Genomic DNA, 13,239 nt, shown 5'->3' on the forward strand with positions numbered 1-13,239 from the left:
CAATCCTGCCATAACCCGACCGACTGGCCGGTGCCCTCCCCGGATTCCCGGAAACACGCGATCGCTCGCGTGCCATACGAAAGCCGGCTGCGGTGCCGGCTTTCACGCGTGGCGCGCGACACGAATCGTTACGGAGAATTGCACCGGAACGTCGCGTCCGCATCCAGTATCCCACAAGCCGGGACGGCTCGAACGCGTGTCACTCGAGCCTGGTATATGAGCCGATTATGCGACTTTTCAAGTTCGCGCGCTTGGCCGCATGCTGCAAAGCAAAGCCGGAAAAACCCTGAAAATGGGTTCTTTACAACGTCCCCCTATACGTCTAAAAATTTTCTTGACACTCCAATAAAGAGCGCCAACAATCAAGCTGGCACTTTTTTCAATTTGTCTGAACGGCAAATCGGGAAAGGCCGAGGTGAGCTGTGAGGGGGGAACGGCTGTATTTTCCGGTCGTTTAGCTTTTCGAGCGTGCTCGTGGTAGGTAGCGACTGTGTGACAGGGGAAGTAGGTATGGCAACTGGTATTGTCAAATGGTTCAACGACGCGAAGGGCTTCGGTTTCATCACTCCCGACGAGGGCGGTGAGGATCTGTTTGCACACTTCTCGGCCATCAACATGCAGGGCTTCAAGACCCTGAAGGAAGGCCAGAAGGTCAGCTTCGAGGTCGTGCAAGGACCGAAAGGCAAGCAAGCTTCGAACATCCAGGCTGCCTAAGGGCATCGGATTTCGGACGAAGGGACCCGGCTAGACGCCGGGTTTCTTTTTTTGTGGCCGGCTTTCGATTGACCGGCCCGCTCGCCTAATCATGTCGCCCGGCCGGCGATTGTCGTGCAGGACTTGCAGATCGCGTTCGCGCATCCGGCACGACGCCAGCACCGGCGGCACATTCGCGATACGTCACACGACCTTCAGCGTACCCATCATGCCGAGATCCTCGTGCTCGAGGATATGGCAGTGAAACATGCGCTCGCCGCTCATGTCTTGCCGGGTGGCGATCGTCACGGTCTCGCCGGTCTGCACGTTCACTGTATCGCGCCATGCGCGGAACGGTTCCGGTGTGCGAGTGCCGTTCGCCGCGCGCTCGATCACCTGGAACTGCGAGCCATGCAGATGGAACGGGTGATCCATGTCGGTATCGTTGCGGATCGCCCAGTGCTCGATGTCGCCCACGCGGCTCGTCAAGGTCGCGCGGTGCGGTGCGTACGAATCGCCGTTGATCGTGAAGCGCATGCCGGCCGGACGCCCGTGCGCGGACGATCCCATCATCGCATCCATGTCCATTTCCTCGCCGAACGCGATTTCCTTGCGCGCGACCGGCTCGCCGAGCGCCGGCACCGCGCGCAGCGTCGCCGGCAGCGCGCGTGCGGCGGACGGCGTGAACGCGACGTCGGCGAGCGGCAATGCCGGATCCGGTGGCAGGCTGCCGTGGCCGTCGTCGGACATCGCCATCTTGTGCCGGTCGTATTCGGCGGCCTGCAACACCGCGCGTGACGCACGGTCGCCGGCGCGCACCAGCAGTTCCGCGCGCTCGCCTGGCGCGAGCAGCAGCGACGTGACGTGGCGCGGCGCGTCGAGCAGCCCGCCGTCGGTGCCGACCTGCCCGAACGCGCGCCCGTCGTCGAACGCGAGCCGCAGATAGCGCGCGCTGCAAGCGTTCCACACGCGCCAGCGCTCGTCGCCGGCAACGTCGATGCGCGGCCTGCGCGCGCCGTTGACCAGCACGAACTGCCCCTCCCGACCGTTCATCCAGTCCATCATGTCGTTCGGCACAATCGTGCCGTCGCGCGCAAGCTTCAAATCCGACACGAACAGGTTCCGCTCCGGCCAGGCGGCGAGCGGATCGTCGGCCGCGCGCACGACGAACGGCCCCGCCAGCCCGCGAAATACCTGCTCGGCCGTCATCATGTGCGGATGCGGGTGATACCAGTACGTGCCCGCGCTTCCCTTCGGCAACGTAAAGCGATAGACGCGCGACGCGCCCGGCGCGATCGGATCGGACGGGTTGCCGTCCTGTTCGGGCGGCACCGGCAGCCCGTGCCAGTGAATCGTCGACGGCTGCGGCAGCCGGTTCACGAACCGGATCTCGACCGTGTCGCCTTCGCGGACGTCGATCAGCGGTCCGACGACCGGGCCCTGCGTGCCCGCACCGAACTGCCAGAACGTCGTCGGGCGCGCGCCGTGCAGCAGCGGGCGCGCAACCGGCTGCGCAACGAGCGTCGCGCGAAACGTTCCGGGCTCGCGGCTCTCGTTCGCGAGCGTGCGCAGCGACGTCAGCGGCGCGCCGGCCGGCAGCGCGTCGGCGGCCGCGAGCGGCGCCGGCCGCGCCGCCTTCGCATGCTGCCCGTGCGACGCCATGCCGGGCATGTCGTCCATCGAATCCATGTCCGCCATGTCCGCCATGCCCGCATGGCCCGCGTGCTGCGCCCACGCGCCGCGCGCGAACAGCGAAGCGACCGCGACGCCGACGGCGCGCGACAGGAATGCTCTGCGTATCATCAATCGTTCCTCGTTCTTTGCGTTCGTTCTTTACGTTCGTTCTTTACGTTCGATTCTTGCGTTCATAACAGGTGTGACGCGACCGCCATGCGGTTCCGCTACCAGCGTCATCATAACTGCACGTCCATAGCGAGAATCGGCAGCGCCAGTCGAGCGGCGAAACGCCGCAGCCCTGCAGTCGCCGTCGGCGGGATCCGACTGCATTGTCGACAGAACCCGAAAAATTTCACGATGCGGAACATGTCTCTGCGTTGTAAAAATTCGTGGTGCACGGCACAAATTTTCTGTTTCGCGATGCCAAAAAACGTTCCACAATGCGCAACCATATACGCAATGCATTGTTTATAAACATAAATTTTTGTTTCGAGTCGCGCTTCTACACGCACCATCGGAAAGGGGCACGGACGTAGACTTTGTCACATGCACTGGCGCTACGTAGCGACGTTCGACACGCACCACCGACGAACCCGACGCAACCGCCAGTCGAGCCAGAGTCTGCCGAATCGGCAGCAGGCGCCACGGAATTGAAACGCGTGTGATCAGAAAGGGAGAACGGAAATGAAGGGATTTCGCTTTGGTTCAGCGCTCGGGTCGTTCTACATCCTGCCGGGCAACGGCGGCTGGGAAGCGACATTCGGCAACGCCCTGCTCGGCGCGTTCTCGTGCCCCGAGGTCGCGGCAGACCACATCTCCCGCGGCGATTGCGAGCAACTGTCCGACCTCGACACGGCGACTCTCGAAGTTCCGCACGAAATCGCGGAATGGGAAATCGTCCACGTCTGAGCAGCCCCGCAACGAAAAACGCCCCGGGCGTCCGGGGCGTTTTTCTTTCAACCGACAGCCGGGCCGAGAGGCCGTCCTGTCGTTAACTTTGCGATCGCACCGTTTCGCGCGATCGTGCCGCTCGCGTTACGCGACGGCGTCGACGATGCCGTTCAGCGTCGCGCTCGGGCGCATCGCCTGGCTCGTCAGGTCGACGTTCGGGCGATAGTAGCCGCCGATGCTCTGCGCGTTGCCCTGTGCGGCGGACAGCTCCTCGAGGATGCGCGCCTCGTTGTCGCCCAACGCCTTCGCGACGCCACCGAACTGCGCCTGCAGCGCGGCGTCTTCGGTCTGCTCGGCGAGCGCCTGCGCCCAGTACAGGCACAGGTAGAAGTGGCTGCCGCGGTTGTCGAGGCCGCCGACCTTGCGCGCCGGCGACTTGTTCTCGTCGAGGAACTTGCCGGTCGCCTGGTCGAGCGTCTTCGCGAGCACGAGCGCCTTCGGGTTGTCGTAAGCCTGGCCGAGGTGCTCGAGCGACGCCGCGAGCGCGAGGAATTCGCCGAGCGAATCCCAGCGCAGGAAGCCCTCTTCGACGAACTGCTGCACGTGCTTCGGCGCGGAGCCGCCTGCGCCCGTTTCGAACATGCCGCCACCCGCCATCAGCGGCACGATCGACAGCATCTTCGCGCTGGTGCCGAGTTCCATGATCGGGAACAGGTCGGTCAGGTAGTCGCGCAGCACGTTGCCCGTCACCGAGATCGTGTCCTGGCCCGCGCGGATGCGCTCGAGCGAGAAGCGGGTCGCGTCGACCGGCGTCATGATGCGGATGTCGAGGCCGTTCGTGTCGTGATCCTTCAGGTAGCGCTCGACCTTCGCGATGACCTGCGCGTCGTGCGCGCGTGCCGGATCGAGCCAGAACACGGCCGGGGCGCCGGTCGCGCGTGCGCGGTTTACCGCGAGCTTCACCCAGTCCTGGATCGGTGCATCCTTGGCCTGGCACATGCGCCACACGTCGCCCGCTTCAACCGCGTGCTCGAGCAGCACGTTGCCCGCTTCGTCGGTCACGCGCACGACGCCGTCCGCCGGAATCTGGAACGTCTTGTCGTGCGAACCGTACTCTTCGGCCGCCTGCGCCATCAGGCCGACGTTCGGCACGCTGCCCATCGTGACCGGGTCGAACGCGCCGTGCTGCTTGCAATCTTCGATGACGGCCTGGTAGACGCCCGCGTAGCAGCGGTCCGGAATCACCGCCTTCGCGTCGTACAGTTCGCCGTCCGGGCCCCACATGCGGCCCGATTCGCGGATCATCGCCGGCATCGACGCATCGACGATCACGTCGCTCGGCACGTGCAGGTTCGTGATGCCCTTGTCGGAGTTGACCATCGCGACGCGCGGGCGCACCGCGTACACGGCCTTGATGTCGGCTTCGATCGCTTCGCGCGTGTCGGCCGGCAGGTCCTTCAGGCGCGCGTACAGGTCGCCGATGCCGTTGTTCGGATTGAAGCCGGCCTGCGCGAGCACGTCGGCGTGCTTCGCGAGCGCGTCCTGGTAGTACACCGACACGGCGTGGCCGAACAGGATCGGGTCCGAGACCTTCATCATGGTCGCCTTCAGGTGCACCGAGAACAGCACGCCCTGCGCCTTCGCATCGGCGATCTGCGCTTCGAGGAAGCTGCGCAGCGCCTTCTTGCTCATCACCGACGAGTCGATGATCTCGCCAGCCTTGACGGCCGTCTTTTCCTTCAGCACCTGCGTCGTGCCGTCGGCCTTCGTCAGCTCGATCTTCACGCTGCCGGCGTCGGCGATCAGCGCCGACTTCTCGCTGCCGTAGAAGTCGCCTTCGCTCATGTGCGCGACGTGCGCCTTCGAATCGGCCTGCCACGCGCCCATCTTGTGCGGATGCTTGCGCGCGTAGTTCTTCACCGACAGCGGCGCGCGGCGGTCCGAATTGCCTTCGCGCAGCACCGGGTTCACCGCGCTGCCCTTGATCTTGTCGTAACGGGCCTTGATGGCCTTCTCTTCGTCGGTCGACGGCTCTTCCGGATAGGCCGGCAGCTTGTAGCCCTGTGCCTGCAGTTCGGCGATCGCGGCCTTCAGCTGCGGCACCGATGCGCTGATGTTCGGCAGCTTGATGATGTTCGCTTCCGGCTTCAGCGTAAGCTGGCCCAGTTCGGCCAGATCGTCCGAACCCTTCTGCTCGGGCGGCAGGACGTCCGCGAACGCGGCGATGATGCGGCCGGCGAGCGAGATGTCGCGCGTTTCGACGGCGACGCCGGACGAACGCGTGAAGGCCTTGACGATCGGCAGCAGCGAGTAGGTCGCGAGCGCTGGCGCTTCGTCGGTGAGGGTGTAGATGATCTTGGGCGAAGTGGACATGGTAGTTAAAGCATTGCTACGTGATTGTGGGACTGAAGATCGCCGGCGGTAACCGGCGCAAGGTCGACCGGGTCGGTCGCGAATGGGGAAGGCGCCGGCAGCGGGCGCCGGGGCGGCCGGCCACGCGCCGGCACACCCCGGAGGGACTTACATGTTCTCGATCAGCACTTCACCGAAGCCCGAGCACGACACCTGCGTCGCGCCTTCCATCAGGCGCGCGAAGTCGTACGTGACGCGCTTCTGCTGGATCGACTTTTCCATCGCGGCGATGATCACGTCTGCCGCTTCGGTCCAGCCGAGGTGGCGCAGCATCATTTCGGCCGACAGGATCTCGGAACCCGGGTTCACGTAATCCTTGCCCGCGTACTTCGGCGCGGTGCCGTGCGTCGCCTCGAACATCGCGACCGAATCCGACAGGTTCGCGCCCGGTGCGATGCCGATCCCACCGACCTGCGCGGCGAGCGCGTCGGAGATGTAGTCGCCGTTCAGGTTCAGCGTCGCGATCACGTCGTATTCGGCCGGGCGCAGCAGGATCTGCTGCAGGAACGCGTCGGCGATCGAATCCTTGATCACGATCTCGGCGCCCGTCTTCGGGTTCTTCACGCGCATCCACGGGCCGCCGTCGATCAGCTCGCCGCCGAACTCCTTCTGCGCGAGCGCGTAGCCGGCGTCACGGAACAGGCCTTCCGTGAACTTCATGATGTTGCCCTTGTGCACCAGCGTGACCGACTTGCGGTCGTTGTCGATCGCGTACTGGATCGCCTTGCGCACGAGGCGCTCGGTGCCTTCCGTCGACACGGGCTTGACGCCGATCCCCGAGGTTTCCGGGAAGCGGATCTTCTTCACGCCCATCTCTTCCTGCAGGAACTTGATGACCTTCTTCGCCTGCTCCGACTCGGCCGCCCACTCGATGCCCGCGTAGATGTCTTCCGAGTTCTCGCGGAAGATCACCATGTCGATCTTGTGCGGCTCGCGCACCGGCGACGGCACGCCCTTGAAATACTGGACCGGGCGCAGGCATACGTACAGGTCGAGCTCCTGGCGCAGCGCGACGTTCAGCGAGCGGATGCCGCCGCCGACCGGGGTCGTCAGCGGCCCCTTGATCGACACGACGTATTCCTTCAGCACCTGCAGTGTCTCGTCCGGCAGCCACACGTCCGGGCCATAGACCTTCGTCGCCTTCTCGCCCGCGTAGATCTCCATCCAGTGGATCTTGCGCTTGCCCTTGTACGCCCGTTCGACCGCCGCATCGACAACCTTGATCATGACCGGGGTGATATCGAAGCCCGTACCGTCGCCTTCGATGTAGGGAATGATCGGCTGCTCGGAAACGTTGAGCGTGAAATCCTTGTTGACGGTGATCTTGTCACCGCCCTCCGGAACCTTGATGTGCTGATACGGCATGATCGACTCCAGTGACGTGGCTGAGCAGGTAAGGCTGGTCGAAAGCTGCGCGTGACGGGTGTGCGGCATGGCCGCTCCCGTGACTGCCGCAGTGAGCCGCTATTCTAGCGCCCCTATCGGGCACGGCGGCGCGAAGCGCGGCGCTGCGTATCAAATCCCGCCTTATGTCTTATATAAGACAGAGGACTTGGCGTTCCGTATTATGCATTAAGATTCCGCCATTTGCCATAGACTGCCCGCGCCGCCCTCCGGTGTGCCGGGCGCGTTCCGCCATGACCCTGATCGCCCTCAACAAGCCGTTCGGCACGATTTGCCAGTTTTCCGCGCACGAGACGCGGCCATCGCTCGGCGACTGGGTAAAAACGCCCGGCGTCTACGCCGCCGGCCGGCTCGACGCGGACAGCGAGGGGCTGCTGCTGCTCACCGACGATGGCGCGCTGCAGGCCCGCATCGCCGAGCCGCGCCACAAGCTCGTCAAGCGCTACTGGGCGCAGGTCGACGGGGCGCCGGGCCCGGCCGACCTGAAGGCGCTCGCGCGCGGCGTCGATCTCGGCGACTATGTCACGCGCCCGTGCCGCGCCGAATTCATCGAGCCGCCCGCCGCGCTGTGGCCGCGCAACCCGCCGATCCGCTACCGTGCGGCGATTCCGACCACGTGGATCGAGCTCGCGATCACCGAAGGCAAGAACCGCCAGGTGCGCCGGATGACGGCTGCGGTCGGCTTTCCGACCTTGCGTCTCGTGCGTGTCGGCATCGGCTCGCTGGATATATTCGCGCTCGGCATTGCTCCGGGAGAAACAATCGAACTGCCGCCGCGTGCACCCTGGGACGGTTTTGCGCGCATCGAATGACATTTCCGTGATGCGTGAATTTTTTCGTCAACCGCCTGCGAAGATCGCGCGTTAAACGACGCAGATGCCACCCTGAGCTATCCGGCATTGGCAGCCGAACCGCGTTTGCGTCACGAAAGCGACGTTTTTTTCGAATACGATTCGGCGCCCGCAGCGCAAAGAGAAATTTCTCAAAGCGTCTGTCAACCGAAAGGTGGATGGCACCGTTAGACGTCATGACTCCTATGCCGGGTCATTTGGTTAATTAACTAAAGCTGAGGAACACAACATGAACAAACTGATCGCCGCTCTGGTCGCTGGTCTCTTCGCAACGGCCGCTTTCGCACAAGCTTCGGCACCGGCAGCTGCTTCGGCTGCTCCGGCAGAAGCTGCTTCGGCACCGGCTAAGAAGGCAACGCACAAGAAGCACCACGCTGCCAAGAAGCACCACGCAGCGAAGAAGGCAGCTAGCGAAGCCGAAGCACCGGCAGCTGCTTCGAACTAAGTAAGCAAGCTGTAAAAATAACGCAGTCAAGAACACGTTGTTGCCGTTCTTACGGCGTTGAAAGGCAGGTCACCGCAAGGCGATCTGCCTTTTTCTTTTTTGTGCCCGCCAATACGCCTGTACGCATCGCGTAACATGCGGGTCTCGATTTTCCGAAAGGAGCCCTGCTGTGCGATTCTCCCTGCGCTCGTCGCTCGGCCGCCTTGCGCGCGCCGCCGTGTTCCCTGCCGCGCTCGCCGTTGCCGCGCTCGGCATGCAATCCGCCGTCGCGCAGATGCCGCCCGGCGCCAAGCAGCCGAGCGAGTTCCCGCGCGCGAAGCTGCGCGCCGGCATGTACGTGATCGATGCGGCCGTCGCGGCCAACGACGCCGATCGCGAACAGGGGCTGATGTACCGCTCGCAGCTCGCGCCGAACGAAGGGATGCTGTTCGTGTTCAACGAGAACGCCGTGCATTGCTTCTGGATGAAGAACACGCTGATCCCGCTGTCGATCGCGTTCATCCGCGCGGACGGCACGATCACCGACATCGACGAGATGAAGGCCGAGACGACCGACAACCACTGCCCGCGCAACAACGGCGTGTATGCCCTCGAAATGAGCAAGGGCTGGTTCGCCGCGAAGGGCATCAAGCCCGGCATGAAGCTCGACGGGCTGCCGCAACCGCAGTGACGGCACCTGCCGCGGCGCGGCGCCGCGCGTGCCCACCGGCCGGCCGCCTCGCGCGTGCCGGCTTTTTTTCGCCCGCCGCCCATCTTGATTCCGGCCGCGCGGCCCGCATCTGCAAAAGCCACACGCAAGCGCTATCCTTTAAATCTCAATTGATTTCCCCGGTCCGGCGCCGCCGGCCGGCTTACGACCCGAACCACTGGAGGTTCACGTGCCCCGCAAAACCCCCATCGAGCGCTATCGCAATATCGGGATCAGCGCTCACATCGATGCCGGCAAAACCACGACTACCGAACGCATCCTGTTCTATACCGGCGTGAGCCACAAGATCGGCGAAGTGCACGACGGCGCGGCCACGATGGACTGGATGGAGCAGGAGCAGGAACGCGGCATCACGATCACGTCGGCCGCGACCACGGCCTTCTGGAAGGGCATGGCCGGCAATTATCCGGAACACCGGATCAACATCATCGACACCCCCGGACACGTCGACTTCACGATCGAGGTCGAGCGTTCGATGCGCGTGCTCGACGGCGCGTGCATGGTCTACGACTCGGTCGGCGGTGTGCAGCCGCAGTCGGAAACCGTGTGGCGCCAGGCGAACAAGTACAAGGTGCCGCGCATCGCGTTCGTCAACAAGATGGACCGCGTCGGCGCCGATTTCTTCCGCGTGCAGCGGCAGATCGGCGAGCGCCTGAAGGGTGTCGCCGTGCCGATCCAGATTCCGATCGGCGCGGAAGACCATTTCCAGGGTGTCGTCGATCTCGTGAAGATGAAGGCGATCGTGTGGGACGACGAGAGCCAGGGTGTGAAGTTCGCATACGAGGACATCCCGGCGAACCTCGTCGAGCTCGCGCACGAATGGCGCGAGAAGATGGTCGAGGCAGCCGCCGAGGCCAGCGAGGAACTGCTCGAGAAGTACCTGACCGACCACAACTCGCTGACCGAGGACGAGATCAAGGCCGCACTGCGCAAGCGCACGATCGCTAACGAGATCGTGCCGATGCTGTGCGGCAGCGCGTTCAAGAACAAGGGCGTGCAGGCGATGCTCGACGCGGTGATCGACTATCTGCCGTCGCCCGTCGACGTGCCCGCCATCCTCGGCCACGATCTCGACGACAAGGAAGCGGAGCGTCATCCGAGCGACGACGAGCCGTTCTCGGCGCTCGCGTTCAAGATCATGACCGACCCGTTCGTCGGCCAGCTGATCTTCTTCCGCGTGTATTCGGGCGTCGTCAACTCGGGCGACACGGTGCTGAATCCGACCAAGGACAAGAAGGAACGGCTCGGCCGGATCCTGCAGATGCATGCGAACGAGCGCAAGGAAATCAAGGAGGTGCGCGCGGGCGACATCGCGGCCGCGGTCGGCCTGAAGGAAGCGACGACGGGCGACACGCTGTGCGATCCGGGCAAGCCGATCATCCTCGAGAAGATGGAATTCCCGGAGCCGGTGATCTCGCAGGCAGTCGAGCCGAAAACCAAGGCCGACCAGGAAAAGATGGGCCTCGCGCTGAACCGTCTCGCGCAGGAAGACCCGTCGTTCCGCGTGCAAACCGACGAGGAATCGGGCCAGACGATCATCTCCGGGATGGGCGAGCTGCACCTCGAGATCATCGTCGACCGGATGAAGCGCGAGTTCGGCGTCGAAGCGACGGTCGGCAAGCCGCAGGTTGCGTATCGCGAGACGGTGCGCACGGTGGCCGAAGACGTCGAGGGCAAGTTCGTCAAGCAGTCGGGCGGGCGCGGCCAGTACGGCCACGCGGTGATCAAGCTCGAGCCGAACCCCGGCAAGGGCTATGAGTTCCTCGACGAGATCAAGGGCGGCGTGATTCCGCGCGAATTCATCCCGGCGGTCAACAAGGGCATCGAGGAGACGCTGAAGAGCGGCGTGCTCGCGGGCTACCCGGTCGTCGACGTGAAGGTGCACCTGACGTTCGGTTCGTACCACGACGTCGACTCGAACGAAAACGCGTTCCGCATGGCCGGCTCGATGGCGTTCAAGGAAGCGATGCGCCGCGCGAAGCCGGTGCTGCTCGAGCCGATGATGGCGGTCGAGGTCGAGACGCCCGAGGACTTCATGGGCAACGTGATGGGCGACCTGTCGAGCCGGCGCGGCATCGTGCAGGGGATGGAGGACATCGCGGGCGGCGGCGGCAAGCTCGTGCGCGCCGAGGTGCCGCTCGCCGAGATGTTCGGCTACTCGACGTCGCTGCGTTCGGCGACCCAGGGCCGCGCCACGTACTCGATGGAGTTCAAGCACTACGCGGAGACGCCGACGAACGTGTCGGAGGCGGTGATCAACGCGAAGCGCACCGACACGCGGTAACGTCGGCCAACGCCGCACCCGAAGCCCGTCCGTTTGCGGACGGGCTTTTTTTGTGCCTCACGCCAATCCGTGAAGGACCTTTTTTGGGGCGCGCACCGGACCGGCCGACGCCGTGCACGCGCACCGGCCGGCCGGCTTCGTCGCGCGCCTGCTGCGTCCGCTGTTCCGGTTCGTGTCGAAAAAGCTGGCACATGTATCCGGTCGGCGTGCTGTTCGGGCTCGGTTTCGATACCGCAACCGAAATCGGCCTGCTCGCGATCGCCGCTGCCCAGGCGAGCCAGGGCCTGCCGCTCTACGCGATCCTGCTGTTCCCCGCGCTGTTCATGGCCGGCATGACGTTGATCGACTCGACGGACAACGTGCTGATGATCCACGCATACGGCTGGACGATGGACGATCCGCAGCGCAAGCTTCTTTACAACGCGAGCATCACGTTCGTGTCCGCGGCCGTCGCGCTTGCGATCGGCGGCATCGAAGCAGCCGGGCTGCTCGCCGACAAGCTTGCGCTGACCGGCCCCGTGCGCAATGCGCTCGATGCCGTCGGCGACCGGTTCGGCGCGATCGGATACGGGATCGTCGCACTGTTCCTGACCTGCTGGATCGCATCGATCCTGTTCCACCGCTGGCAGCGTGCGGCCGGCGCACCGGCGCGCTGATCTTCCTCCTGATGTTTCAGTTCAGAAACAAAAAGCCTGCATCAACGTTTCGGCATCGCTCGCGCGCCACGCTCACGCCTTGCGCGGTGGGCGTCAGCGGCCGATGGCACGGATATCGCAGAGAAGGGTTCGCACGGCGGGCCCGCGTGCCGATCGACGTTTGCGGCTGGTCATGCGCCAGCCCTGAAGGAATCGGCCGCCGAAACGACAACGCATCTTCTGGCCCCTGGGCATCACACGCGTACAGCCGCGCGGCAACGGGGACCGCGCGCGCTTTGGGAGGCCAAAGATGCACAAGACGAAAAAGCCGTTCCGCGCGGCGGGACGATGCTATCGCGCGACCTTGCTGGCAGCAGCCGCGTTCGCATGCTGCTGCGGGACATATGCGCTCGCGCAAGAGACCACGCCCACAGCACTCGCCGGCGGGCAGTCGCTCAACATGGCGCCGATCGCCGCGCCGTTGCAGGTCGCGCAGAATGCGATGCCCGACGCGATGGCCGATGCGTCCGCCAATACGGACGTCACGCAGTTGCTCGCCGAACTGGCGTCGCCGTGTCCTGCCGATTCGATGGCGTGCGGACCCGGATCTCATCTTGCAGGCGGCGTGGGAGGCAACGGCGGGAGCGGAATCGGAAGTGGCGGCAACCCGGGCAGCGGCAGCGGAAGCAGCAGCAGCGGGAACAACGGGAATGGCACCGTTGGGCCCGCCGGTACCGCGGTCGGCGGGACGACAGGTTCGACTTCCGGCGGCACGACCGGCAATGGCCGGGGCGGCAACTCTGCCGGTAACGCGTCGGGCAACGGTGGCTCCGGCGGCGGAACGTCGGGTGGCGGCACTTCCGGTGGCGGCACTTCCGGTGGTGGCACTTCGGGCGGCGGCACTTCGGGCGGCGGCACTTCGGGTGGCGGCACTTCGGGCGGCGGCACTTCGGGTGGCGGCACTTCGGGTGGCGGCACTTCGGGCGGCGGCACTTCGGGCGGCGGCACTTCGGGCGGCGGCACTTCGGGTGGCGGCACTTCGGGCGGCGGCACTTCGGGTGGCGGCACTTCGGGCGGCGGCACTTCGGGCGGCGGCACTTCGGGCGGCGGCACTTCGGGCGGCGGCACTTGGGGCGGCGGCGGGGGGGGCGGCGGGGGCTGGGGCGGCGGGGGGGGCGGCGGCGCGGGCGGGGGTGGCGGGGGCGGCGGCGCGGGCGGTGGGGGCGGCTGTGGTGATG

Annotated in this window: 10 protein-coding genes and 1 pseudogene; 8 read left to right on the top strand and 3 right to left on the bottom strand. The window is 65.1% G+C overall.

The features are described from left to right. Nucleotides 1-510: 510 nt before the first annotated feature. Nucleotides 511-714: a cold-shock protein gene (locus tag DID96_RS03280; protein WP_004196460.1), complete on the top strand. Its 204-nt coding sequence runs from the start codon at nucleotides 511-513 to the stop codon at nucleotides 712-714. A 183-nt stretch (nucleotides 715-897) separates the two neighbouring features. Here DID96_RS03280 and DID96_RS03285 read toward each other — a convergent pair whose 3' ends face one another. Beyond that, entirely contained in the window at nucleotides 898-2,496 is a 1,599-nt protein-coding gene (locus tag DID96_RS03285; protein ID WP_124597825.1) for a multicopper oxidase family protein, read from the bottom strand. 558 nt (nucleotides 2,497-3,054) lie between these two features. On the opposite strand from DID96_RS03285, the gene DID96_RS03290 reads away from it, so the two are divergent. Next, nucleotides 3,055-3,279: a hypothetical protein gene (locus DID96_RS03290; protein WP_060104211.1), complete on the top strand. Its 225-nt coding sequence runs from the start codon at nucleotides 3,055-3,057 to the stop codon at nucleotides 3,277-3,279. A 126-nt stretch (nucleotides 3,280-3,405) separates the two neighbouring features. Here the strand turns inward: DID96_RS03290 and DID96_RS03295 are convergent, their stop codons facing one another. Next, nucleotides 3,406-5,634, bottom strand: coding sequence for an NADP-dependent isocitrate dehydrogenase (locus DID96_RS03295; RefSeq protein WP_124597826.1), 2,229 nt, complete (start codon nucleotides 5,632-5,634; stop codon nucleotides 3,406-3,408). A 147-nt stretch (nucleotides 5,635-5,781) separates the two neighbouring features. Further along, nucleotides 5,782-7,038 carry an NADP-dependent isocitrate dehydrogenase gene (gene icd, locus DID96_RS03300; protein ID WP_124597827.1) on the bottom strand — a complete coding sequence of 419 codons (1,257 nt, stop codon included), beginning with the start codon at nucleotides 7,036-7,038 and terminating at the stop codon, nucleotides 5,782-5,784. Between the two features lie 272 nt (nucleotides 7,039-7,310). Between icd and DID96_RS03305 the strand changes: the two genes are divergently transcribed. The 6 genes and pseudogenes from DID96_RS03305 to DID96_RS38785 all read left to right on the top strand — a co-directional run. Continuing rightward, nucleotides 7,311-7,889: a pseudouridine synthase gene (locus tag DID96_RS03305; RefSeq protein ID WP_185732161.1), complete on the top strand. Its 579-nt coding sequence runs from the start codon at nucleotides 7,311-7,313 to the stop codon at nucleotides 7,887-7,889. A gap of 268 nt (nucleotides 7,890-8,157) precedes the next feature. Beyond that, the gene (locus tag DID96_RS03310; RefSeq protein WP_124597829.1) at nucleotides 8,158-8,373 is read left to right on the top strand and encodes a hypothetical protein; all 216 of its coding nucleotides are present in this window, start codon (nucleotides 8,158-8,160) and stop codon (nucleotides 8,371-8,373) included. A gap of 169 nt (nucleotides 8,374-8,542) precedes the next feature. Then, the gene (locus tag DID96_RS03315; RefSeq protein ID WP_124597830.1) at nucleotides 8,543-9,043 is read left to right on the top strand and encodes a DUF192 domain-containing protein; all 501 of its coding nucleotides are present in this window, start codon (nucleotides 8,543-8,545) and stop codon (nucleotides 9,041-9,043) included. A gap of 208 nt (nucleotides 9,044-9,251) precedes the next feature. Next, nucleotides 9,252-11,366, top strand: a complete 2,115-nt coding sequence (fusA, locus tag DID96_RS03320) for an elongation factor G (RefSeq protein WP_124597831.1) — start codon at nucleotides 9,252-9,254, stop codon at nucleotides 11,364-11,366. 112 nt (nucleotides 11,367-11,478) lie between these two features. Then, nucleotides 11,479-12,022, top strand: a pseudogene (locus DID96_RS03325) (HoxN/HupN/NixA family nickel/cobalt transporter); the annotation flags it as partial. Nucleotides 12,023-12,311: 289 nt separating this feature from the next. Further along, the coding region (locus DID96_RS38785; protein WP_260463788.1) for a hypothetical protein at nucleotides 12,312-13,239 on the top strand (928 nt) is incomplete at its 3' end.

Origin of the sequence: Burkholderia sp. Bp8963, from assembly GCF_003854275.1 — a bacterium.
Taxonomy (GTDB): domain Bacteria; phylum Pseudomonadota; class Gammaproteobacteria; order Burkholderiales; family Burkholderiaceae; genus Burkholderia.